The following is a 23,682-nucleotide window of genomic DNA, read 5'->3' on the forward strand; positions in this document are numbered from 1 at the left end:
TCAACAACTCCTATCTGACGCTAGCCCTTTGTCTTATAGCCGCACTAGTTGCTCTGCTTACGGTATTGCGTGCGCCAAGGCGAGTACCTCGCGAAGCGGATATTATAAAATTTAGAGAGGTTAAAGCGGGCAGATTCGCCATTTTTAGAGATTTCAGCTTAATCTTATCGCTTGGAGCTTTAATAAGCTTTTTGGGGCTTTATTATATCTTGATCGCCTCAAGACCGCCCGCGATCGATGAGCCTAAGATTATTGAGCCGCAAGGCACGGAGTTTGTGATCGACGCAAATATCGTAAAGGACGGCAAGCTGCACCGCTTTGCCTACGTTACCGACGACGGACATAAGGTCAGGTTTTTTCTACTCAACCGCTTCACGGATAAATTTGCCCCGGTCGCAGTTTTTGACGCATGCTCGATCTGCGGCGATATGGGCTATATCAAAAAAGGCGACGAGCTCATCTGTATCGCTTGCAACGTGCGGATCTTTCTGCCGAGCGTCGGCAAGCTTGGCGGCTGCAACCCGCTTCCGCTAGATTATAAATTTGACGGACAGAATATCACCATCGCGCTTAAGACGATCGAGGACGGCGCGTCCTATTTCTCGGAGATCGTGGATAAAAAGGTAATCGATCCGGTCAGCAGAAAAGAAATTTTAAACACCTCTAAATTTAGCTATCTTTACTACGGACGCACCTACTTTTTCGAAAGCAAAGAAAACGAAGACGCTTTCACCGCGCACCCCGAGCGCTACGTGGATTTTAACGGCACGCCAAAGGAGCTTAAATAATGTTTTTACGCATCATCAAATCCTCCATTTTAAACTCCAAAGACAGCAAATTCTTAGCGTTTTTGACCATATTTTTATCGGTCTCGCTGATCGCTTGCATGCTAAATATCACGCTAAAAATCGGCGACGAGGTCGCCAAGGAGCTGCGCAGCTACGGCTCTAATATCGTCGTGCTGCCGCGCTCGCAAAGCCTAAGTATCGAGATCGGCGGACGCGAATACTCGCCGCTTAAAAACGACGATTTCTTAAAAGAGAGCGATCTGCATAAAATCAAAGAAATTTTTTGGCGCAACAATATTACCGCCTTTGCGCCCTTTTTAACTACCCGCGCGGGAGATTACGACGTCGTGGGAACTTATTTCGAAAAGGACGTAGGCGTTAGCGACGAACCCGATTTCAGATCGGGCGTGCGCTCGCTCTATCCGTTTTGGAGCGTAGAGGGGCAGTGGGTAAAAGATGGCGCCGATGACGAAGTGCTCGCAGGCGACGGGCTGGGGCTAAAGATCGGCGATACGATAAAGCTTGGAGATTATGAGGTTAAAGTCGTTGGGATTTTGCACGGCGCGGAGGATGAAGCCAAAAAGCTGATCGCAAATTTATCTCTGGTACAAAAGCTAACGCACAAAGAGGGTCTCATCGCCAAGGCTGAAGTCAGCGCTATGACGATCCCCGAAGACGATCTGTCCGTAAAGGCAAGAAGAAGCCTCGATAACCTAGACGCCACAGAATACGACACCTGGTATTGCTCGGCATACGTAAGCTCCATCGCGTATCAGATCACCGAGGAGTATCCAAACGCAAGCGCCAAGGCGGTGCTTAGCGTCAGCGAAGCTCAAAGCGGCATCACGAAGAAGATTCAAAATTTAATGGGCGTCGTAAGCATTCTGTCGCTGCTGATTTCAAGCATCTGCATCACGAGCCTACTAAGCAGCGAAATTTATAAGCGCAAAAAGGAGATCGGTCTGCTTAAGGCGCTGGGAGCGAGTAATTTTATGATCTATATCCAGTTCGCCGCCGAAATTTTCGTCATCTGCATACTTAGCTCACTCGTGGGCGCAGTCGTGGGCTACGTGCTTAGCTGGGCGATCGCATATCAAATTTTTGGCTCATTCATTGGCGTCTCGCTGATGGTCTTTCCGCTTAGCATAGTCTTTGGACTTCTTATTTGCATTATCGGCTCGATTCTACCGCTACGCGGAGTGATCAAGCTACTGCCTGCGGAGGTGCTTTATGGCAGGAAATAACGGCGCGTTTTTTAGAGGCGCGATCTTTAAAAGTATCATCAACAGCGGCATTCGCAGCTTCGTGATTTTTGTCGCGATAATGCTAGGCAGCGCAGTTTGTGCGGCGTTCGTAAATATCTACGCCGACATCGATAAAAAGGTCGCCAGCGAGTTAAACAGCTACGGCGCAAATTTAATCGTAAGCCCCGCAAATTTAGAAAATTCCCATATGGACGAAGCGGCGCTCGATGCGAAATTTGCTAAAATTCCAGCTCTAAAAAGCGCGAATAAATATCTTTTCGGCAGCGCAAATTTAGGCGTCAATTCAGGCATCATCATGGGAGTAAATTTCTCCTCTCTGCGCGATACGATGCCGTTTTTGGATCTTAAAGAGGGCTCGTTTATCGGCGTGGATTTCGACGATAAAAACGCTCTCATCGGGCAGGATCTCGCCAAACTTTTGGGCGCGAAGCTCGGCGATAGTATCGAGATCACGCCGATCGGCTCAAACGAAACGAGCAAGGTAAAGATAAAAGGCATCGTCTATGACGGGCAGAAAGAGGACGGCATGCTGCTAATCTCGCTGCCGCTGGCGCAAAAAATTTTAAATCAGCCTGCGCAGGTAAATTACGCCGAAGCGATCGTAAGCGGTGATTTTAAGCAGCTAAGCGAAATTTCAAAAAGCCTAAGCGATGCGCAGATGAGCTTCGCGCCGATCGGCAAGGTATCCAAGACTCAGGGCATCATCTTAAACAAAATCAAGCTCTTGATGCTTCTTATCGGCATTACGATCCTTCTAATCACTTCGGTCTGCATCAACACAAGCCTTAGCTCGATCCTGCTTTCGCGTATCAAAGAGTTCGCGCTCATCCGCGCAATCGGCGCGAGCAAACAAAATTTGCTCCACCTGATCCTGAGCGAAATTTTAACCGTCTGCGTCGCAGGCTCGCTAGCTGGAGTATTCGTGGGATACCTGCTCGCGATCTTGCTGGGGCATCTGATATTTTCAAGCAGCGTGGATTTTAGGCTAATCAGCCTCTTTGCGGCGGTAGCGCTGAGCCTGATTTTTGCGCTCGCGGCAAGCTACTATCCGATCAAAAAGGCGCTGAATCCGAATTTAGCGAATCTATTAAGGGAATGACATGGAAATTTTAAAATTTGAAGGCATCTGCAAATACTTCGGCGAGGTTAAGGCTCTGGATAATATCAGCTTCGACGTTTTAAGCGGCGAGTGGGTCAGCATAATGGGCCCAAGCGGCAGCGGCAAGAGCACGCTTGTAAATATCCTAAGCCTGATGGACGCTCCGACCGCGGGCAGATACATCCTAGGCGGAGCCGACGCGAGCGCGCTAAACGACGAGCAAATTTTAGAATTTCGCCGCAAAAAGATCGGCCTCGTGTTTCAGCAGTTTCACCTAATCCCCTACCTAACGGCCGTCGAAAACGTTATGTTAAATCAATACTACCACAGCTGCGTGGATGAGGACAGTGCCAAAGCGGCACTTGAGAAAGTCGGTCTCGCGCACCGCATCACGCACCGGCCTAGCGAGCTTAGCGGCGGCGAGCAGCAACGCCTCTGCATCGCGCGCGCACTCATCAACGACCCCGACATCATCATCGCTGACGAGCCTACGGGTAACCTCGACGAGGCCAACGAGCGCGTGGTTTTGCAGCTCTTTCAGACGCTTCGCGGCGAGGGCAAGACCCTGCTTTTGGTCACGCACAATGAAGAGCTCGGCAAATTTGCCGACAAAGTGGTGCGCCTAAGACACGGCAAGCTCGATCGAATAGAGCTTTTGGATCAAAGCACGATGAAGCACAATCTCGGCTCGCAGGATAAAATTTCAGATCGCGATTTAAACGGAAGCGCTTCGCAAAGCTCTAACGCCGAAGCTGCGAGCGAGCAAAATTCGGGCGGCGAAGATCGGGGCGCTAAAAATTTAAGCGGCGAAAATTCCGATACCGAAAATTCGGGCGCGCAGAATGACGGTGCGTAAAATTTGGCTCGCATGATGAAAAATAAAGCTACGTTAAAATTTAAAAATTTCACAGCCCGCGCGCGCTCTTTTTGGGTTCACTTGCAGTTTGCGCGAGTAGGCGCGGCTTTTTGCTGCGCACGTCCTGCTGAAGCTGCTTGCCTCGAAAGATCAAGCGCAGTTGCGAAGTCTAGCGGAGCGGGTAAAAATTTTAAAAGCCGAAATTTTAAAAACCGAAACGCTACGGGCGCAGATTGCGGCGCGGATTGCGGCATACGTCTCGGCGCAGGTCGTGATATAAATTCCTGCAGGGATCGCGCCGCAAATTTTAAAATTTCAAACGCAAATTTAAAAGCAGATTTAGCGCGCCCGAAGGCTGGTTTTAGATGATAAAATTTTTAAATTTAAAAGTTGCGGCCGCCATGTTCGTGCTGCTACTCGCAGGCTGCGACGGGCAGAAACACCATCTAAGCACTGACGGCACCTCGCTTGCCTCCAAGTTCGATCCCTCCGAGCGCACGCTAAAGATCGAGGGCAACGACAAACCGTTCGTGCTGTTTTTCTACACTAGCAGCTGCGGTGCGTGCAAGGAGCAGGTACCTGCGCTAAACGAGCTGCAAGCTAGCGGCGATGCACTGATCATCGGCGTTTTGGGCGGCGGCAAGGGGCTAGAAGCCGACGCCGCGGTCGCTCGCGAAAAGGGGATAAAATTCCCAAGCGTCAGCGGCGCGAGCTCGGTGAAATACTTCGAATCCATCGTAGGCGGCATTTTCGGCACCCCTACGTCGGTGATCTACGATAAAAACGGTAAAGCGGTCAAAAAGCTCATCGGCCTCTATCCTAAATCCGCCTTCGAAACCCAACTCAAACTCATAAATTAGCCCGCCTAAAAGGGCCTAGCGTTTGGTAAATTTCGCTAAAATCGGCTTAAAATTTCATCTTAAGGAAACGATATGTTTACAAAAACCGCATTAGCAGCCGCTCTAGCCCTTAGTTGCGCACTCGCAGCGCCTTATGAGCCCTACGATCACGACGCGATGATAAAGACGGCGCCGGACGGCTCGCGCGCCCTGGATATCGGCGGCATCTACCGCTCCGTGGATAATCTCTGCGCCCACGCATGCGAGTATCCGCTAAACTTCGACAGCGAGAAGGACGCTGAGGCTGCCTACCGGGATGCGCGAGCGCTTGAAGAAATTTTTAAATTTCTAAGTCAGGAGCTGTTTAAAAAGGATATCGACGCCAAGGACCGATATGAGTTTGAGCATAAATTTGCCAGAATTTACGTCATTCAGCACAATTTCGACATCAAAGGCGCCGCGGAGAAAGCAGACGCGCTCTACGACAAGCTCGTGCAAGAGGAGCCCAAAAACGGCGAGATCCGCACGGAATACGGCGAGTTTTTACTAAACTCCTCCCGCGATCAAAAGGCGCAGCAGATGCTCTCTAGCGCGCTTGAGCTCGGTTCGATGCGCGCTCACCACGCTCTTGCGCTGTTTAGCTTGATGCATGACGACAAAGAGGGCGCGATTAAGCACTTGCAGACCTACCTTGAGGCCTATCCGAAAAATAGTTCCGCCGCGCAACTGCTCGAGGGGCTAAAAAGCAGCAATATCAAGATCGAAAAGAAGCAGCAGTGAGTAAAAAATCCCTTGCCTTAGGCGCTGCCGCGATGCTTTGCGGCGCGTTAAGCCTAAACGCCGAGGCGGCGACGCAGAGCGCGCAAGAAGATTTGAAATTTAACGCCGCAAATTTCACGCAAGAAAGCGTGATCGTAGGCGGCAAAAAGATAAAATTTTGCGCCTACAAAAACATAATCTACGTCACAAAACCCGCAAGCGCGCACTATCAGAGCATGAATATCTTCATCCCGCAGCAGTATTTTGAGGGGCGCAAGAGCGGCAAATTTGACGCCGCGAGCGCGCCGATATTTTTGCCAAACGGCGTGGGCGGCTACATGCCGGGCGAAGCGGGCGAGGTCAAAATAGACGCAAGCGGTAAGCCAAACGCGATCGCTACGGCGCTTTCGCGCGGTTACGTCGTAGCCGCTCCCGCAGCGCGCGGACGCACGCTAAAGGGCGCAAACGGCGATTATATCGGTAAGGCGCCCGCGGCAATCGTCGATCTAAAAGCGGCCGTGCGGTATCTGAAATTTAACGACGCGGCGATGCCCGGGGACGCAAACAAGATCGTCTCAAACGGCACGAGCGCGGGCGGAGCGCTCTCGGCACTTTTGGGCACGAGTGGGGACGAGGCCGCGTACGAGCCGTATCTGCAGGAGTTGGGCGCTGCGAAGGCGAGCGATAAAATTTACGCGGCGTCCGCATACTGCCCGATCACAAATCTAAAGCACGCGGACGCGGCGTATGAGTGGATGTTCGGCGCGCAGAGCAAATATGAAAAGATGGATTTTAGCGGGCTTGATGCAGCGGGATTTAACGAGCGCGGCGAAAATTCTAGCGGCGCTGAAAAAAATTCCAAAAAAGACGCAAATCAAAGCGCCGCAAAGCCCGCGCGCAAGATGCTAAGCGGCAAGCTAAGCACGGCGCAGATTAAAATTTCAGACGAGCTAAAGGCGCAATTCCCCGCCTATCTGAACTCGCTAAGCTTAAAGGACGGGGGCGGCCGCGCGCTAAGCCTGGATAAAAACGGCGACGGCAGTTTCAAAGATTACATAAACGGGCTCATATCAGCCTCATTTGCCAATTTTGCGGCGAAAAATCCGCGCGCGAAGGCGCCCCTATACCTCGCTGCAAAGATAAAGGACGACGCGTCGCAATCGCATATGCTTTTTTGGGGCTACGCGACTGCCGAGCCGCGCGCCAAGACCCCGCCCGCATTCGACGGCTTCGCGCTTGAAAATCCCGAAAACGAGCTGTTCGGCGGCGCTAAATTTAACGCGGCGCATTTTACGGATTTTAGCGCGATGAATGACCCCGCCAAAGGGGTGCTAATCGCAGATGCCCAGCTCGTGGAGATGATGGATGCGATGAGCTTCGTGCGCAACGAAAACGGCGTGAAGCATTATCGCATCCGACACGGCGCGAGCGATCGCGATACGACGCTTGCGATCCCCGCGATTTTGGCGCTTAGCTTGCAAAATGCGGGCAAGAACGTCGATTTTGCGGTACCTTGGGGGCAAGGACACGGCGGCGATTACGATCTAGAGGAGCTTTTTGACTGGATCGATAAAGTAGTCGCGCAGTAGGCTTAACGGGCGAAATTTTACTTTGGATTTAGAATTTTGCCCGCAGCTCTGCCGTAAAATTTTATCGCCCAAACACTCTCTAGCGAATACGCCAAGCGGTGTAAAATTCCGCTGCGAAATTCTATCGCGTCAGAATTTTAGCGTCTCCGCAAGACGCATAACGATTTGAAATTTTACAGCTAGCACTGGGAGAATTCCTTAGAATTTTATCGCGGCAAAACGGCGCGAATTAAAAATTTAGCGGCTGCGACGATTTATGGCTCGGGGCTTTTAGCGCAATCCGCGCTAAAGTTCGGCGCAATCAAATTCTGCAAGCTAAATTTAAATTTAAAGACCGAAGTGCGCGATAAAATTTCACAGCGTTTATACTGTCCGATCGCAGCTCTTTGAGCGCGCAGGTATCGCGCACGAGCGCACATTCGGCGCGCGGACTAAAATCCGCTAAAATGAACGCAGAAAACCCAAGCAAGCGCGGCAGGCAGGCTAAATTTAAGGCGCGCTTCGCGATATCCCGCGGATCCAAGCCCGCTTTTGCTATCCACCCAGACTGCTTCAATAATTCACCGGCGCCCAAAAAGCGCCGCTTGAGGTCTGTATTTTTACGCCCGTGTGCATAAATTTCATAATTTAACGGCGCTTTTGAGCGCAGCTTAGCCTATTTAAAGATCATCGCGCCGCGTCAGGATCGTTTCCCAAAGCTGGTGCGCCGGTATCTTTACGGCAGCGGTGCAACTCGGCGCCAAATTTAACGCTAGCTAGCATTGCGCTGCCTTTAGCTCGCGTGCGGCAAGCGCTCTATCTATGGCAACGCAACTTCAACTTAAATTTAAACGCGCTGTCTTTGCACCGCCTCTCTAGCTTGCGTACGACGGGCACCGCCTGCGACGACGCCAAAATGCAAGCCCCTTTTTGCCGCGCCGCAAAAGAGCTTTTAAAATTTAACGCCCTAGCCTTTTGCGATCTCGTAAAAACCGTCTTTGAAAACGACCTTGCCCGCACCCACGAGACGCTTTAAAAGCTGCGCGCTGGGCTCGTCAAACATCGCCTCCACGTCGCTCGTGCGCTGCGGACGGCGCGAAAGGGTGCGCAAAATTTCATCCTCGCTGAAGCTCAGCCGCTCGCTTGCGTATTTGGGCGCGGCGATGATATTTACGTTTTGATTTTCGATAAAAGTGGCCAGATAGCGCAGCTGCGCCTCGCTCACCCCCTGCACGCGGTATGCGGGCGGGCGATCGATCGTGCCGAGATCGATCCGGTGCGGGTTTATGCGCGCCAGAGCCCTATTTAGCGCCGCAAAGTCCTCTTGCGTGTCGTTGATGCCGCGCACGACTAGGATTTCGATATCAAGCTCGCCGCGAAACTCGCGCGCAAAATCCGCTATCTCGCTTACGATCTGCTCGGCGCTAATGCCCGCGTGCGGACCGTCCACCTTGCGAAAGCTTTTCGCAAGCGCGCTATCTAGCGAAAATTTGCAGATATCAAGCTTCGCTAGCGATGCGCTGTTTTCGCGCACGAGCGAGCCGTTTGACAAAACGAGTAGTTTCTGCGGCAGGCGCAGCGCCTTTAGTGCATCCACGAGCTCGGCGAAGCGCGGATGCAGCGTGGGCTCGCCGTTTGCCGTGATCGTGATGACGTCAATGCCCGCATGGCTTTGTAGCGCGGTTTTCAGCTCGGCGATGACCGGGCCGATCTCACAGGGCTCGCCCATCGCGCTTACCGGCTTGCCCGCGCCCAGCTCGCAATATACACAGTTGAAGTTGCATTGCTTGCGCTGCGGGCTCAGATCGATGCCGAGGCTACGCCCGAACCTGCGCGAGGTCACGGGCCCGAAAATATATCTCATTTTTACTCCATGATTTGATTTGCGGGGTTTGCTTGCGCACAAAATTTTACTTTAAATTGCACTTTAAATTTTGCTTCCGCGCGCCAAAATTCGGCGCCGCTTTTATACGAAATTCACTTCCGCGCGCCGCCCCGCTACGGCGAAATTTTAAACTTAGAGCTTTGAATTTATCCTTAAATTCAGGGCGCGCGAGCTATAAATTTAAGGCGTGAGCCAAATTTAGCTCGCAAGCTCGCGATATTTTACGCCGCCGTGGACACAGCGCATAGAATTTCAGATCCTCGCTCGGCATAAAATTTCAAACTGCGGCTAAATTTTAAAATTTGAGATACCACCGCGCTAAAACGGCGCAGAATTTTAAAATTTAGAGATTTGCGTTTTGCGAGCTGTTTTGGCGGCGTGAAATTTGAAATTTATGAACAGCGGAAAGATCGCGCGAAAGCAAAGCAAGCGACACAGGCGAATGAAATTTTAAATTACGGCTCTATGAAATTTCACAGCGACGCGCCGCAAGCAGCCTCTCGCAAAATAAGGTTTTAGCGTGCGCTTAGCTCGTGCACCAGATCCACCAGATATTTGGCGTTTTGCACGCTTACGTCGGGCAAAATTCCATGCCCTAGATTAAAGATATGCGCAGCACCCTTCATCGCTGCTAAAATCTCGCGCACGCCCGATTCTATCGCGCCGCGATCGTATAGCCGCATCGGCTCCAAGTTGCCTTGAAGCGCAAATTTACCCCCGAGCTGCTCGCGTGCAAGCTCAATCGGAGTGCTCCAATCCACGCCCCATACGTCAAAGCTCGCCGCGCTTCTCTGCTCCGCGATACGGCTCAACCGCGACATCTGCGCGCCCGTGCCCTTGGCAAAGACAATGAGCGGGATATGCGGGAATTTCGCCTTTAAAAATTCCGTGATTTCTAGGATGTATCGCCAGCCAAACTCCTCATATGCGCTCGGCTCCAGCGCGCCCGCCCAGCTGTCGAATATCTGCACCGCATCGACGCCCGAGCCGATCTGGCGCGCCAGATAAAGCTTCGTCGCCTCCGTAACGAGGCGCAAAATTTCATGCAGAAGCTGCGGATTTTCGTAGAGCATCCTTTTGCAAACGGCGTAATTTTTACTGCCGCCGCCCTCGATCATATAGGTAGCGATCGTCCACGGTGCGCCGCAAAAGCCGATGAGAGCTTTATCCGCGGCAAGGCGCGAGCGAGTAAGCGAGATCGTATCATAAACGTATCCGAGCTCTGCCGCGGCCTTTTGCGGATCTAGGCGCGTCAGATCGTCCCGCGAGCGGATCGGATCACTAAAGCGCGGCCCCTCGCCCGCTTCGAAGCGCAGATCCATCCCCATCTGCATCGGCACGACCAAGATATCGCTAAAAAGTATCGCCGCATCGACGCCCAAAATCTCCACGGGCTGAATCGTCACCTCGCTAGCGGCGCGGTAGTCGCGGCACAGGCTCAAAAAATCGCCCGCCCTCTCGCGCACCGCCATGTATTGCGGCAGGTAGCGCCCCGCCTGGCGCATCATCCAAATGGGCGTGTATGGGGTCTCTTTGCCGAAGCATGCGTCGATGAAAACCATTTTTATCCTTTAAATTTAGCTGTTTTGTCGCGTCGTGTTTAGCTCGCAAATACATGCTGAAGCAATCTGCGCGAATAAAATTTCGCCGAGCCGGAAATTGAGCGCGCTTAAATTTAGATACTCGGTGCGGTTTAGATTACGGTGCGCCCTAATCGCTCAAATCTAAATTTTACGGCACAGAATTTTAAAACGGGCTTTTATGCACCGATCTGCGCGCCTGATTTATAAATTTACGCGGCGCACGGTAATTTATAAAATTTCAGATCCGCGCCGATTTAAGCGGCGCAAAATTTTAACGCTCAAGTCTGCGGCGCCGTAAAATTTAAGCGTCCGAGCCTATGGCGGCATAAAATTTCATCGTTAAATTTCGTGCGCAAGTTGCGAAGCTCCGAAATTCTGCGCCGCGAAATTTAACGATCGCCGCCTCAGATACCTTATTTTTGCTGTATATCGATCCAGCGAAGCGCGATGCGTACGGCATTTGTCGCCGCTCCTACGCGGATCTGATCGGCGCTGCACCAAAGATGCAGAATTTTATCGTCGAAATTATCCCTGCGGAGCCTACCGACGTAGGTTTCGTTCGTGTCGCTAGAAAGCAGCGGCATCGGGTATTCGTTTTTGCTCGGATCGTCTGCGAGCACGATACTAGGCGCGTTTCTTAAAATTTCACGCACGCGGCTAATCTCGAAATCCTTTTTAAATTTAATCGTGATCGCCTCGCTGTGGCTTCGAAGTACCGGCACGCGCACGCAGGTAGCCGAAACGGCGAAGTTTTTATGCAAAATTTTCTGCGTTTCGTTCACCATCTTCATCTCTTCTTTGGTGTAGTCGTTGTCCAAAAAAACGTCGATGTGCGGGATGACGTTAAATGCTAGCTGGTGCGCGAAAACTTTAGGTTTGCACTCATCAAGCTTAAATTCAAAAAATTTCTGCAGCTGAAACACAAGCTCCTCCATACCCTCTTTGCCTGCGCCGCTGGCGGCTTGATAGGTGCTTACGTCCACGCGCTCTATTTCAAACGCATCATCAAGCGGCTTTAAAATTTGAACCATCTGGATGGTCGAGCAGTTCGGGTTGGAGATGATGCCCGTTTCTTTCCACAGCTCGATATCCTGCGGGTTGCACTCGGGCACTACGAGCGGAACGTCCTCTTGCATACGAAAGTGGCTTGTGTTGTCGATCACCACCGCGCCGCTTGCCGCAGCAAATGGCACGTAATGCGCCGAAATGGAGCCGCCCGCGCTAAAAAACGCGATGTCGATCTCGTTTTCGTCGAAGGTACTGTCCGTTAGCTCCCTCACGACGTATTCCTTGCCGCGGAATTCCACCTTCTCGCCCGCGCTCTTTGCGCTCGCAAGCGGCAGTATGTCCTTCACGGGGAAGTTCATCTCGTCTAAGACGCGTAAAATCTCCTCGCCTACGGCGCCGGTAGCGCCTACGATGGCGATATTGTAACTACTCATCCTCTCCTCCTTTTAAAATTTCATCGCCAGGGCCGTCGCTCTGCGAATCTTTACTATCTAAATTTGAATTTAATAAATTTTCATCCTGCGCAAGCTCGTCCGCTTCGCCCTCGTCGCCCTCCTCGGCTTTCGGGCAGGTCGCGATGCTCACGACGTCGTCGCCCTCGACATTTACGACGATGACGCCGCTGGTGTTGCGGCCCGCTTTGCGGATGCTTTGCATATCGACGCGGATCATCTTGCCGCTGGTGGTTAGCGCCATAAGATCCATCTCCTCATCGACCATCACGACGCCGATGAGCTCGCCCGTGCGGTTGGTGAGCTTCATGCAGATGACGCCCTTGCCGCCGCGGTTTGTGAGACGATACTCGCTCGCGGTGGTGCGCTTGCCGATACCCTTTTGGCTTACGCTTAAAATTTCTTGCATGTCGCTTAGAATAAACGCGGCGCCGATGACTTCGTCGCCTTTTTCTTTAAATTTAATACCCTTGACGCCGCGAGCGATGCGCCCCATCTGGCGAATTTTATTTAGATTAAATTTAAGGCACATTCCCTTTTTCGTAGCGATGAAGAGCATATTTTCGTTAGCGCTTTGCGGCTCGCCATCTTGAGCGCCCTCGCCTTGCGAAATTTCATCTGAAATTTCATTCTCGCTTCCCTCCAAAATATCCTGCTCGGTCTGCTCTAAGGCTTCTTCAGCCTCGCCGCCGTCCAGATCGTCGCCGCTTAAGGCGCCTCCTTTGTAGTTTTGCATCTCCTCGGCGCTGTTTGGAGCGATGAGAGCGGTTACGAGAGTATCGTCCTCATCTAGGCTGATAGCGCGGATACCGAGCGAGCGGATGTTTTTAAACTCGCTTAAATTCGTGCGTTTTACGATGCCGTTGCGAGTGAAAAATACGAGCGACTTGCTCGGATCAAAATCGGTCGTAGGGATGATTGCCATTATCTTTTCGTCCGCGCCGAGCTGGATTAAATTTACGACCGCCTTGCCCTTTGCGGTGCGCGAGCCCTCCGGAATTTTATAGACCTTAAGCCAGTAGAGCTGCCCGCGGTCGGTGATAAACATAAGCGTATCGTGGGTGTTGCTCGTAAAAAAGCTCTCGATGAAATCATCATCATACGTCGTGACCGCCACGCGCCCCTTGCCGCCGCGCTTTTGCTTCTCGTAAGTCTTGCTAGGCACGCGCTTGATGTAGCCGCGGTGAGTGATCGTAACGACCATATTTTCATTCGCGATGAGATCTTCGATGTCGATATCCTCGTAGTCATCGACGATTTCGGTAATTCGCGGGCATTTAAATTTATCCTTGATCTCCAAAAGCTCATCTTTGATGATCCCCTCAATCAACTCCTCGCTCTTTAGGATCGCGTCAAGCCGCTTGATCTCGGCTAAAATTTCTTTTAGCTCCTCCTCGATCTTTTCACGCTCAAGTCCAGTGAGGCGGCTTAGCCTCATATCCAAAATCGCGCCCGATTGCGCCTCGCTGAGGCCGAATCTGCTCATTAAATTTTCGCGCGCGACGTTGGTATCGGCGGAATTTCTAATTACGTCAATCACTTCATCGATATTATCTAGCGCGATCTTTAAGCCCTCCAAGATATGCGCTCTAGCGCGCGCCTTTTGAAGCTCAAAAATCGTGCGGCGGATGATGACGGTTTTTCTGTGGTTTAAAAACAGCTTCAAAAGCTCTATCAACGTAAAAATCTTCGGCTCTTTGCCGTCGATTGCGAGCATTATCACGCCGAAGGTCGCCTCCATCGTAGTTTGCTTAAATAGATTATTCAGCACGATCTCGCTCATCGCGTCGCGCTTAAGCTCGATTACTACCCGAATTCCGTCACGATCGCTCTCGTCGCGCACCTCGGAGATGCCCTCGATCTGTTTTTCTTTTACGAGATCTGCAATCTGCTCGATCAGGCGCGCTTTATTGGTCTGATACGGCAGCTCGTCGATTACGATGACGTCTTTGTTAGATTTTTTTTCGATATGGGTTTTAGCGCGAATTTTAACTCGCCCTCTGCCCGTTTTATACGCTTCGATAATCCCCTTTTTGCCGTAGATGATGCCGCCGGTCGGAAAATCTGGACCCTTGATCTCGTCCATGATCTCCTCTAGGCTTGCGTTTTTATTCTCAAGCAGTATCAAAAGACCGTCCACGAGCTCATCTAAGCTGTGCGGCGGGATATTCGTCGCCATTCCCACGGCGATTCCGCTTGAACCGTTAAGCAGCAAATTAGGCACGCGCGCAGGCAATACGTCGGGCTCATTCAGGCTCTCGTCGTAGTTCGGCACGAAATCGACCGTCTCTTTATCTAGGTCTTTTAAAAGCTCCTCGGCTAGCGGCGTCATACGCGCTTCGGTATACCTCATCGCCGCCGCGCCGTCGCCGTCAATCGAACCAAAGTTACCCTGTCCGTCCACGGAAGGAATTCTCATCGAAAAGCTCTGCGCCATTCGCACGAGCGCATCATAAACGGCGGTATCGCCGTGCGGATGGTATTTACCGATGACGTCGCCTACGATACGGGCGGATTTTTTGTAAGGCTGGCGAGAGCCCACGCCAAGATCGTTCATCGCGTATAAAATTCGCCTATGCACCGGCTTTAGGCCGTCTCTGGCGTCCGGCAGCGCACGACCGATGATAACGCTCATCGAGTAATCAAGATAGCTCGTCTTGATCGATTCTTCGACGTCGATATCGATGATCTCCTGATTTTCAAACATATTTGATTGCATAAATATCCTTTTAAATTTTAAAGCGCGATTATAGCGAATTATTCTTTTGCATTAGCTAAAACTAAGCCACACACGGGCATAAAGCCGCCATCGATCAAGCTCTCGCGCGCTTGCAGCATGCTAAGACCCGAGGTGATGATGTCGTCTACCAGGATTACGGGGAATTTCGGCGGAGTTAAAATTTTAAAATTTCGCTTGTGTTTTAGGCGAAATTCCAAACTCTGCCCCGTGTATTTGACGCGATTTTGCGCGCGCAGGCAGTGAAATTTTGGCTCCACGAGCTCGCTTTTTAGCGCGCGGGCTAGGATCGCCGTGTGCGAATAGCCACTGCGAGCGTCATCATCCAGCGGCACGGCGTTAAATTTAAAAATCCCGTCCGTTTTAAACGTTTCGTAATTTTGCGGATTTGCAGAAATTTCGCGCTGCAGATGAAGCGGGAATTTCGCCAGGCTTAAAGAAGCTATGCGCGCAAGCACCGTAGCGCCGTATTCGTGGTGTTTAGAAAGTATAAGCTCTCGAATTTCAGAGTAGCCATAGTAGTAAAATACGCTAAAGCCCTCCACCTGCCGCATACTTAGGCGGCATTCGGCTAAATTTGCGGCGCAGGTGGCGCAGATCATGCGCAGGCTAAACGCGCCGCAATTTATGCAGCGCATCTAAAGCGTAGAGATGATTTGATCGGCGGATTTTTTGACGATGTCGTCTAGCAGGCTTTGCACGAAAGGATTAAGCGATCTAGCCGTGCGAAGCGCCGTAAATTTGCTCTGATCTTGAGCTACGCGCTTGGTCGTGGTTTGGCTGCCCTGCACTATCGCGATCGCGACCTCGCCTCTTGCGCTCATATTTTCCTTCGAGTAGCCGTTGATCGCCGCCGAGATGCTTCTAATGTTTACGGTTACGATATTCGGGCTTGCAGGATCGATCCTTACGCCGCGAGCCTCAAGCTCCGCGCGCAAAGCCTTGTCGAACCACGCCGAGAGATTGTTTTTTAAAAGTACCTCATCGACCAGCTTGCCGTTATTATCGTTGATGACGGCGATTACCATCTGATTTTCGCGCTGATCGTTGATCGCATTGATATTTACCGACTTGCCGCTTACGGTCTGATCGGCCTTAGAAAGATACGGATTTAGGCTGATGACACTGCTGGTTTGCGAGCAGGCGACAAAAAATAGCGCAAATACGCCGATTAAAAATTTTTTCATTTTTATCCTTTTTCTGAAATTCGGGCGCATTGTAGCACTAAATTTAAAATTTATAGATTTTTTTGTATCATTGCGAGATCAAAGGAGAAATTTTGCAAGCACTCGCTTTAAAATACAGACCCAAAAGCTTCGAGCAGCTCATCGGTCAAGACGCTGTCGCCAAAAGCCTCGCGCACGCGCTGGATTCGGGCAGGCTGAGCCACGCATATCTTTTCAGCGGACTTCGCGGCAGCGGCAAAACCTCGACGGCTAGGATTTTTGCCAAAGCGCTTTTATGCGATAAAGGCCCTGCCGGCAAGCCGTGCGAGATCTGCGATAACTGCGTAATGGCAAACGAGGGGCGCCACATCGACATCATCGAGATGGACGCTGCCAGCCACCGTAAGATCGACGATATCCGCGAGCTCATCGAGCAGACGAAGTATCATCCCGCAAGCGCGCGCTTTAAAATTTTCATCATCGACGAGGTGCATATGCTCACCAAAGAGGCCTCCAATGCGCTTTTAAAGACGCTTGAGGAGCCGCCTAGCTACGTAAAATTTATCCTTGCGACCACCGATCCGCTTAAGCTTCCAGTCACCGTGCTATCGCGCACGCAGCACTTTCGCTTTAAGCCGATCGCTAAAAGCGCCGTCGTAGCGCACCTAGAGCAAATTTTAAAAACCGAAAACATCGCTTACGAAGAGGGCGCGCTCGAAATTCTAGCACGCAGCGGCTCGGGCTCGCTACGAGACACGCTCACGCTCCTCGATCAGGCGATTATCTTTAGCCGCGAGGGTATTACGGAGCGGGCGATCGCCGATATGCTTGGCCTGCTCGATCCTGCTAAAATAGGCGAAATTTTAGACGTCGTGCTGCGCCAGGACCGCGCGGGCGCGATCGAGATCATCAAAGAGGTCGAGAACTACAACGCCGAGACAATAATCGACGAAATGATCGCAAATTTAAAGGATAAATTCCTACGCCGCGACGCGAAATTTAGCCTGCTGATGTATGAGCGGTTTTTCCGCATTTTAGCGGGCGCCAAGAGCATGCTCGCCATCAGCCCCGACAACACCTACGCAATTTCTATGATGATTTTTATGATGATGGAGGCGGTAAATTTGCGCGAGATCGACGAGCTGATCGAGGTCGGAAGATCCCTGGATCAAGGCGAGGGCTATCCTTCCGCTTCGGCGCCTAATTTAAACGCACAAAGCTCCGCGCCGAATTTTAGGTCAAATTTCAACCAAAGCGCGGCATTTGCGCCAAACAGCGAGCCGAGCGGCACAAATTTTGCACCGAGTGAGGCGAATGACGCGACAAGCGGCGTGCCTAGCTTTACGGCAAGCACAAAACATCCCGCAAACTCAGCGCAAAACTTCGGTGCGAGCGCTGCGGCAAAACAGGGCCTTGACACAGGCGGCGAGATCAGACCGGGCGCGGCGGCACAGGCGCAAAATTCTAACTCTTCCGTCAAAACGGGCGCTCAAAATGAAATTTACGAGAATTTTTTAGCCAAAATTTACGACCGCGATTACGATCTGGGCGAAAAATTTAGCAAGTGCGTGGAATTTTTAAAATTTGAACGCGGCACGCTGTATCTGCTCTCGCGCGCGCAGGGGCAGGATAGAGAGTACCTACGCAAGGGCTCGCGAGCGATAAATACTGTGTTAAAATCGCTTTTCGGTGAGAGCGCGGCCATCAAGATCGAGCAAGGCGCGCCGCAAAAGCAAAATTCTGCGGAAAATAGCGCAGAAAATTCTGCCCCAAGCAGCGTAGATAGCGCAGCAAAAGACGCTACAAGCAGTACAAAAAAACCGCTTGAAAATTCCAGCGACACCACAAGCGGCGCGCAGAATTCCGAGACGGGCGCGATAAATGCCGAAAGCTCCGAGCAAAATGAAATTTCAAGCGGCGGTGAAAATTCCGAAGAAAATTCCGCCGCAAAAGCGGCAAAACCGAAAAAAAACGGCGATAACAGCGAGGGCGAAAAACAACCGCCCAAGGACGATCTGCTAAGATCCACCGATCCGCAAACCTACGCCGCAAAGCCTCGCGATACGAGCAAGAGCGTGCGCGCCGCCAAGGCAGGTCTCGCCGAGCTCGCAAACGGCGCGCAGGACGGCAAGGAAATTTTAATCTCCGAGATGAATAGGCTCTTCGGCGAGCCCACTAAAATCACGGAATAGCGCCCGCTGCGGATAAATTTACGCCGCATCGCGCGATTTTAAAATTTAAGCGTGTAAAAACGATATAGAAATTTACGCGGTGAGAGGGTCTGTGCGATTTTAAAATTTAAGCGCGCAAAGACGGTGTCTAAATTTACGCGACAGACCAAAGTCGCGCGATAAATTTTAAAATTTTGCGGCGGGCGGACAGGTTTTAAAAGCCGAGCTTTAAATTTGATCGTCAAAGCGCGTTTTAAATTTTCACCAAAACAAAGCAAGCTTTAAATTTAACCGCGCTAGCGATCTAAATTTATACGCCGCGGCAGTCTAAATTTAGCGCGCCAAGTATCCGCACAGTCTGTCCCGTGCGAGCTAAAAATTTAAATTTAAACGCACTCTCCGCAGCTCTAAAGATAAAATTTTGCGCGTCTGTATCGCAAAGACAAAATTTTGCGCCAACCAGCGCCCGCCCTCTGCGATAGGATTTTAACCGCCCATACCCACGTTTGATGCGCTCTCTCAAACTTTCATCAAACTTTGCAATTACGGTTTTAGCCACATCTGCGTAGCTGCTCGTGCAAAAACGCAGGCTACGATCGCTCGCGGGCGCCGTAAGCCAAAGCCGAATTTCGCCAAAGTAAAGCCGCGGCGAGCCGAACCGCTCTTAAATTTCAAAGAATTTATCCAGCAAATGGACGGCGGTTCGCAATGCTTGCTTATTAATTTTACGCAGGCGTGGCGGGCGAATTAGCTAAAATTTAGCGCTTTTGGTGTAGAATTCGAGCAAATTTCAATCCAAAGGTCATTAAAATGCGCGGATATAAAATTTTCTCCGGCACCGCAAATCCCGAATTTGCCAAAAAAATCTCCAAATATCTCTCGCTGCCGCTTAGCGAGTGCGCGATCAAAACCTTCAGCGACGGCGAAATCAGCGTCCAGATCGGCGAGAGCGTGCGCGGCAAGGACGTCTTCGTCATCCAACCGACCTGCGCGCCCGCAAACTCCAATCTGATGGAGCTTCTGATCCTAACCGACGCGCTGAAGCGCTCCAGCGCGAACTCGATCACGGCGGTCGTGCCATACTTCGGCTACGCTCGCCAAGACCGCAAGGCAGCTCCGCGCGTGCCGATCAGCGCGAAGCTCGTGGCGAATATGATGCAGACGGCGGGGATCGACCGCGTCGTCACGATGGATCTGCACGCGGGGCAGATACAGGGCTTTTTCGACGTGCCGGTCGATAACCTCTACGGCTCGCTGATATTTTTGGACTACCTGAAAGATAAAAATTTAAAAAATCCGATCATCGCTAGCCCCGACGTGGGCGGAGTCGCGCGTGCCAGAAGCTTCGCCAAAAAGCTCTCGCTCGATCTGGTGATCGTCGATAAACGCCGCGAGGAGGCGAACAAAAGCGAGGTGATGAACATCATCGGCGACGTTGCGGGCAAGGACGTGATCCTAATCGACGATATGATCGATACCGCGGGCACCATCGTCAAGGCCGCGGGCGCGTTTAAAGAGCAAGGCGCAAAGAGCGTCAGCGCGTTTTGCACGCACGCCGTGCTAAGCGGTCCGGCATACGAGCGCATCGAAAGCGGCGCGCTGGACGGCCTCGTCGTGACCGACACGATCCCGCTAAAGCAGGAAAGTGACCGCATCAAGGTAATCAGCGTCGCTCCGCTCTTCGGCGAGGTCATAAGACGCGTATATCACGACGAGAGCGTAAACAGCTTATTCAAATAAAATTTTAAAATTTAAAACGTCGTGCGGTTTGTTTTAAACAGCCGCGAAAATGCGAACTAGGCGCTTTGCAGTAAGAGGCCGCGGTATAGCCGCAAGCCAAGTGGTTACGCTTGTAGGCTTTGAATTTGCAGCGTTGAGCTCGCTGTGATTTAACTATCGGAAATTTAACTACGACGCGGAATTTAACTACGACGTGAGATTTATCTTTTACGCGGCAAATTTACTCTGCGCGGCGGAAATTTTAACTGCAACCGCGGAGCAAATTTACAGCTTTAGCCGCTGCAAGCCGCATTTTAATCCGCCATATTAACTCCGCGAGACTGCATTTAAATTTGCCGTAATTTTTCCGTATATTTGATGAGATCGCGCAGCGCAGCGCCGCTTAAAATTTTTGATAATACGCGCATTCGCCATCTGTCCGTGCAGCTGAGCTTCTGCAAAACTCGTACTCGCTAAATCTTGCAAAGCCGCGCTTTAAATTTCGCCGCAAAATCAGCAGCCCTCTCGGCAAGAATGCACCCGAGCCGATCGCATTTAAAATTTAGCGCCGAAATTCCTTTATATTTTAAAGTGTTGCAAGGATTCAAAATGCCGTCTTTTCCAAAGCGTTCGCCGCCCTATTGGCGAGAGGCTACCGATATATCGGCAGCCCGCAAGCGATCCGCTTCTTTAAATTTTACCGCTCAAGCTCGCTGCATATTTTTACAATTCCGCGATTAAAAGCCCGCGAACTGCAAAAAATTCTTTATGATTTAATCAAATGTAATACCGGCGCGTGCGTTGCGCTTGAGCAGGCCGCTAAAATTTCTTTATGATTTCCATCAAGCGCTTAACCATGGCCGTGATCGCGTCATTTTCATAGCTATCGTCTGTATTTTGCATCGCTACGGTTTTCATGGTGGCGAAAAATCCCGGATTGTAAAACTCAAACTCATCCTGCGTGTAGTTTCTTAGCACCTGGCCGCCTCTTATAATTTGAACCTGATAAGCAACATCTATGCCGCCGATTCTGTCGCTAGTAAACGGACTATCCTCGCCCATAAAACCCCTGTGGTGTTTTATTGTGATTTTAAGCTCGTCGGTAGAGTTTTGATCCAGCAGGTTCGCCTCTTTTAGCGCCGCTAAGAGCTGCTCGTTGTATCTCTTCTCAACCGCTTCCGGCGATTGATAGACAAATTTTCTCGGATTGTGCTTTTGTAGGTGAGTGTAGGTGATGCCATCAAATTTATACGCGCTTGCGATCGGCACTTTCGGCTGAGTCTGTCCGCAACCTACGAAAAATAGCGCCGCAAAAAGCAAAGCTAGAAATTTTTTCATTTTTTCTCCTTTAAAATTTTGTGCGATTATACAAAAACAGGGTTTAGTCTAGGCTAAATTTCCAATCTTTCGGTGCCGCTACGCGTTTAAATTTTGATAAATTTAAGCGGAAGCGCAAAATTTTAAGTAGGGCTCGTCGGCTAAATTTCAAACCCTTCAAATTTGAAACCAGCTTAAATTTCAAAACCTCTTCAAATTTAAAATTTAATCCGAATTTGATCTGAAATTTTATAAAATTCCACCGTTTTAAAAGGGCTTTGAAAGTGCAAAAGAGTTTCGCAAGCCCGAAAGAAAGGAGGCTTTATGCCTACTTTTAGCACCAAAGACTACAAAGCCGCCCTTCGCAGCCGCGGCGCACGAACCGCGAGTGCAGGCGGATTTAGCGTCAAAAACGACAACTCCTTCATCGTGATCTTTGTCATTGCGATGATGGTCTTTATATTTTTTTACGGCGTGCCGGCCGGGCTTGATTTAGATGAAATTTTTTTAGGCAACGGACGCGGTCGCGGCGGAGGCGGGATTTTGGGGCTTTTGATCGCGGGCGTAGCTTGGTATCAGGGGCGCGACGGCGGCGGACTGTATAAATTTAGCGACCACGCGATCACCTTCGTCTCGGGCGCGGGCAAGAGCGAAATTCTACTCTTCAATATCGACTACGTTAGGCTCACTCCGGGTTTTTTGCGCACCTGCACCAGCTACACGGCGCTTAGTCACTCCCGCTACGTAAAGCACGAACGACTCTTTAAATTTGGAATCGGATCGATGATCGTGCTGTGGCTAGTCGGCATCGCTATGAGCGAGCGCGTGGGGATGGCGTTCATGATAATGGTAGCGGGCGTCGTGATCTTTATCTTCGCCAAGGCGCTCTCGTCGTGGCGGCTAAACGGCGACTTTCACGACATCTTGCTGCGCGACACCGTGCTGATCCGCGGCAAGGATTTAAACGACCGCGTGCTGTGGTTTGCGATCACGCCCGGTCGCAACGACCGCCGCAAGCTGCGCGCTTATTTCAAAGAGCATCTTGACTTCGACATCGACGGCGGCTGATTTTGATTTAAAATTTAGAGGCTCAGGCGCGACCCCGATAGCGGAATTTTGCGATCTAAATTTTATCGAGCGAAATTGCAAGGCGCAAAATTCTACGATATAAAATTTACGAAGCAGAATTTCACGGCGTAAATTTCAAAGCCGCAAATGCACGGCGCGATATCTGCGGCTTCTATACGGAGAACTTCACCTCGCTTAGCCGCCCCAAATTATCGAACGAAAAGACTGCGTCATTTTTAAAATTTGCTACGATCTTACCCGCCGATTCGCTAAATTTCGTGCCGTTTCTCATCAAAAGCGCCCCCGATAAAACGGCGTGATTTAACTGAAATGCGCCTATATAATCGCGCGCCAAAGAGATAAAGCTCGCTTGCGTCCATACTGCTTACGATCGCACCCTCGGAGCTCACGCACTCGCCCGCCGCAAACGCCACAAACACCGCTCCGCCGGCATGCGGCAGCGGTAGTAACATACCGGTTCCTGCGATAATCCGCACGCGATCGCGCTTAGAGCGTGGCCGTTTATCTTCGCGCTTAGTGCGAGCTTAGGCGTGCTAAGCTCGGCTAGCCCGTGCCGCAAGCCGAAGTCGCGCACATATCGCGCAAGGGCAAGCAGCCGCTCATCAAGGCGGTTTATGTTTTCGTATCCCCACAGCCACGTGCGGCCGGCGTTTGCTTCGCTGCCGATATACCAGATGGCGCGCGGCGCATCATCGCCGAAACCGATCTCGCCGCGCTCAAAATCCACAGACCGGCGCCTGCCCTTTACGATCAGCTTCGAGCCCGCCTCTTGCACCCTTGCGCCCGCAACCCAAACACGCCGAAAACAGATCAATAAAGCTGCTCCTATCCACGCCCAAGCGGTCCAAAAATTTCATTTTTCTCCTTTGATATCGCGCCGATAAATTTAGCGCTTTTGTGGGATTTACGCTTCGCCCTCTTATACGCCGCTTTGCTATAAAACATTCGCGCTATGAAATTTCACGCGACGCGCAGTAAAATTTAATCAAATTTACAAAACCGCAGCGGGTAAAATTTCATAAGGATCGTTAAATTTGAAAGGCAAAATTTTAGTCTAACGGCAAGCAGCAGAATTCTACGACCGAGCAGCGAGCGCTAGAGCTTAAAGCGGCGCAAAATGGGTGCGCAGCAGCGAATGTATCAGCTCGGACGACGAGCGATAGAGCTCAAAACGCCGTGCAGTTATAAAATTTAAATCGTCTCTTAAGATCGTGAAATTTAAAGACGAAATTTCATACCGAACGGCGAGCTGCTTAAATTTAAACTGCCCGAGCGATCGTCAAAATTTAAAATCAAATTTTACGGCCGCGCGGCAAAAGATGAAATTTAGATTGCCCGCACACTAAATTTAATCGATCTTCAGCACGCTCAAAAACGCCTC

19 protein-coding genes and 1 pseudogene are annotated in these 23,682 nt (G+C 51.0%); 10 read left to right on the plus strand and 10 right to left on the minus strand.

Annotated features, from left to right (window positions below):
- The 7 genes and pseudogenes from Q0438_RS07085 to Q0438_RS07115 form a co-directional block, all read left to right on the plus strand.
- Window positions 1-788 (plus strand): Fe-S-containing protein (locus Q0438_RS07085; RefSeq protein WP_299189546.1); only part of this gene is annotated, 788 nt, incomplete at its 5' end.
- A complete protein-coding gene (locus Q0438_RS07090) occupies window positions 788-2,032 on the plus strand; it encodes an ABC transporter permease (protein ID WP_299189560.1) in 1,245 nt (414 codons plus the stop codon). The genes Q0438_RS07085 and Q0438_RS07090, both read left to right, overlap by 1 nt.
- Window positions 2,019-3,152, plus strand: coding sequence for an FtsX-like permease family protein (locus Q0438_RS07095; protein ID WP_298956389.1), 1,134 nt, complete (start codon window positions 2,019-2,021; stop codon window positions 3,150-3,152). The genes Q0438_RS07090 and Q0438_RS07095 overlap by 14 nt, the downstream gene beginning before the upstream one ends.
- Before the next feature lies 1 nt (window position 3,153).
- Window positions 3,154-3,792 (plus strand): annotated as a pseudogene (locus tag Q0438_RS07100) (ABC transporter ATP-binding protein); the annotation flags it as partial.
- A gap of 581 nt (window positions 3,793-4,373) precedes the next feature.
- Complete coding sequence (locus Q0438_RS07105) at window positions 4,374-4,868, plus strand: TlpA disulfide reductase family protein (RefSeq protein WP_299189566.1); 495 nt, start codon at window positions 4,374-4,376, stop codon at window positions 4,866-4,868.
- A 72-nt stretch (window positions 4,869-4,940) separates the two neighbouring features.
- A complete protein-coding gene (locus Q0438_RS07110; protein WP_299189568.1) occupies window positions 4,941-5,627 on the plus strand; it encodes a tetratricopeptide repeat protein in 687 nt (228 codons plus the stop codon).
- A complete protein-coding gene (locus Q0438_RS07115; protein ID WP_299189571.1) occupies window positions 5,624-7,195 on the plus strand; it encodes a subtype B tannase in 1,572 nt (523 codons plus the stop codon). The genes Q0438_RS07110 and Q0438_RS07115 overlap by 4 nt, the downstream gene beginning before the upstream one ends.
- Window positions 7,196-8,141: 946 nt before the next feature.
- Here the strand turns inward: Q0438_RS07115 and Q0438_RS07120 are convergent.
- The 6 genes from Q0438_RS07120 to Q0438_RS07145 all read right to left on the minus strand — a co-directional run bounded on the left by Q0438_RS07120 (window position 8,142) and on the right by Q0438_RS07145 (window position 16,026).
- The gene (locus tag Q0438_RS07120; RefSeq protein ID WP_299189573.1) at window positions 8,142-9,038 is read right to left on the minus strand and encodes a radical SAM protein; all 897 of its coding nucleotides are present in this window, start codon (window positions 9,036-9,038) and stop codon (window positions 8,142-8,144) included.
- A gap of 536 nt (window positions 9,039-9,574) precedes the next feature.
- Window positions 9,575-10,621: a uroporphyrinogen decarboxylase gene (hemE, locus tag Q0438_RS07125; RefSeq protein WP_299189588.1), complete on the minus strand. Its 1,047-nt coding sequence runs from the start codon at window positions 10,619-10,621 to the stop codon at window positions 9,575-9,577.
- A 434-nt stretch (window positions 10,622-11,055) separates the two neighbouring features.
- A complete protein-coding gene (locus tag Q0438_RS07130; RefSeq protein WP_299189594.1) occupies window positions 11,056-12,084 on the minus strand; it encodes an aspartate-semialdehyde dehydrogenase in 1,029 nt (342 codons plus the stop codon).
- Window positions 12,077-14,809 (minus strand): DNA gyrase subunit A, encoded by a 2,733-nt coding sequence (gene gyrA / locus Q0438_RS07135; protein WP_299189637.1) that lies wholly within the window; start codon window positions 14,807-14,809, stop codon window positions 12,077-12,079. Before gyrA ends, Q0438_RS07130 begins: the two co-directional genes overlap by 8 nt.
- Window positions 14,810-14,859: 50 nt before the next feature.
- Window positions 14,860-15,477: a ComF family protein gene (locus Q0438_RS07140; protein ID WP_299189597.1), complete on the minus strand. Its 618-nt coding sequence runs from the start codon at window positions 15,475-15,477 to the stop codon at window positions 14,860-14,862.
- Window positions 15,478-16,026, minus strand: a complete 549-nt coding sequence (locus tag Q0438_RS07145; RefSeq protein WP_299189600.1) for a YajG family lipoprotein — start codon at window positions 16,024-16,026, stop codon at window positions 15,478-15,480. It abuts the gene before it with no gap.
- A gap of 92 nt (window positions 16,027-16,118) precedes the next feature.
- Here Q0438_RS07145 and Q0438_RS07150 point away from each other — a divergent pair, with 92 nt between their 5' ends.
- Window positions 16,119-18,197 carry a DNA polymerase III subunit gamma/tau gene (locus Q0438_RS07150; RefSeq protein ID WP_299189603.1) on the plus strand — a complete coding sequence of 693 codons (2,079 nt, stop codon included), beginning with the start codon at window positions 16,119-16,121 and terminating at the stop codon, window positions 18,195-18,197.
- Between the two features lie 289 nt (window positions 18,198-18,486).
- On the opposite strand, the gene Q0438_RS07155 is transcribed toward Q0438_RS07150, so the two are convergent.
- Window positions 18,487-18,735: a hypothetical protein gene (locus tag Q0438_RS07155; protein ID WP_299189615.1), complete on the minus strand. Its 249-nt coding sequence runs from the start codon at window positions 18,733-18,735 to the stop codon at window positions 18,487-18,489.
- 251 nt (window positions 18,736-18,986) lie between these two features.
- Here Q0438_RS07155 and Q0438_RS07160 point away from each other — a divergent pair, with 251 nt between their 5' ends.
- Complete coding sequence (locus Q0438_RS07160; protein WP_299189620.1) at window positions 18,987-19,916, plus strand: ribose-phosphate pyrophosphokinase; 930 nt, start codon at window positions 18,987-18,989, stop codon at window positions 19,914-19,916.
- A 798-nt stretch (window positions 19,917-20,714) separates the two neighbouring features.
- On the opposite strand, the gene Q0438_RS07165 is transcribed toward Q0438_RS07160, so the two are convergent.
- Window positions 20,715-21,233 carry a hypothetical protein gene (locus tag Q0438_RS07165; protein WP_299189622.1) on the minus strand — a complete coding sequence of 173 codons (519 nt, stop codon included), beginning with the start codon at window positions 21,231-21,233 and terminating at the stop codon, window positions 20,715-20,717.
- A gap of 303 nt (window positions 21,234-21,536) precedes the next feature.
- Here Q0438_RS07165 and Q0438_RS07170 point away from each other — a divergent pair, with 303 nt between their 5' ends.
- Window positions 21,537-22,280, plus strand: a complete 744-nt coding sequence (locus Q0438_RS07170) for a hypothetical protein (RefSeq protein ID WP_299189623.1) — start codon at window positions 21,537-21,539, stop codon at window positions 22,278-22,280.
- Window positions 22,281-22,686: 406 nt separating this feature from the next.
- On the opposite strand, the gene Q0438_RS07175 is transcribed toward Q0438_RS07170, so the two are convergent.
- A complete protein-coding gene (locus Q0438_RS07175) occupies window positions 22,687-23,028 on the minus strand; it encodes a DUF6882 domain-containing protein (protein WP_299189629.1) in 342 nt (113 codons plus the stop codon).
- Entirely contained in the window at window positions 23,018-23,158 is a 141-nt protein-coding gene (locus tag Q0438_RS07180; protein WP_299189635.1) for a hypothetical protein, read from the minus strand. Before Q0438_RS07180 ends, Q0438_RS07175 begins: the two co-directional genes overlap by 11 nt.
- Window positions 23,159-23,682: the final 524 nt, after the last annotated feature.

Origin of the sequence: uncultured Campylobacter sp., assembly GCF_938030785.1 — a bacterium.
Lineage (GTDB): Bacteria > Campylobacterota > Campylobacteria > Campylobacterales > Campylobacteraceae > Campylobacter_B.

Excerpts from the sequence above, each read along its gene's own strand:
- Q0438_RS07120 (WP_299189573.1), bottom strand. The coding sequence starts at position 9,038 with ATGAGATATATTTTCGGGCCCGTGACCTCGCGCAGGTTCGGGCGTAGC.
- Q0438_RS07170 (WP_299189623.1), top strand. The coding sequence starts at position 21,537 with ATGCCTACTTTTAGCACCAAAGACTACAAAGCCGCCCTTCGCAGCCGC.
- Q0438_RS07145 (WP_299189600.1), bottom strand. The coding sequence starts at position 16,026 with ATGAAAAAATTTTTAATCGGCGTATTTGCGCTATTTTTTGTCGCCTGC.
- Q0438_RS07140 (WP_299189597.1), bottom strand. The coding sequence starts at position 15,477 with ATGCGCTGCATAAATTGCGGCGCGTTTAGCCTGCGCATGATCTGCGCC.
- hemE (WP_299189588.1), bottom strand. The coding sequence starts at position 10,621 with ATGGTTTTCATCGACGCATGCTTCGGCAAAGAGACCCCATACACGCCC.
- Q0438_RS07105 (WP_299189566.1), top strand. The coding sequence starts at position 4,374 with ATGATAAAATTTTTAAATTTAAAAGTTGCGGCCGCCATGTTCGTGCTG.
- Q0438_RS07165 (WP_299189622.1), bottom strand. The coding sequence starts at position 21,233 with ATGAAAAAATTTCTAGCTTTGCTTTTTGCGGCGCTATTTTTCGTAGGT.
- Q0438_RS07095 (WP_298956389.1), top strand. The coding sequence starts at position 2,019 with ATGGCAGGAAATAACGGCGCGTTTTTTAGAGGCGCGATCTTTAAAAGT.
- Q0438_RS07110 (WP_299189568.1), top strand. The coding sequence starts at position 4,941 with ATGTTTACAAAAACCGCATTAGCAGCCGCTCTAGCCCTTAGTTGCGCA.
- gyrA (WP_299189637.1), bottom strand. The coding sequence starts at position 14,809 with ATGTTTGAAAATCAGGAGATCATCGATATCGACGTCGAAGAATCGATC.
- Q0438_RS07090 (WP_299189560.1), top strand. The coding sequence starts at position 788 with ATGTTTTTACGCATCATCAAATCCTCCATTTTAAACTCCAAAGACAGC.
- Q0438_RS07130 (WP_299189594.1), bottom strand. The coding sequence starts at position 12,084 with ATGAGTAGTTACAATATCGCCATCGTAGGCGCTACCGGCGCCGTAGGC.
- Q0438_RS07180 (WP_299189635.1), bottom strand. The coding sequence starts at position 23,158 with ATGAAATTTTTGGACCGCTTGGGCGTGGATAGGAGCAGCTTTATTGAT.
- Q0438_RS07160 (WP_299189620.1), top strand. The coding sequence starts at position 18,987 with ATGCGCGGATATAAAATTTTCTCCGGCACCGCAAATCCCGAATTTGCC.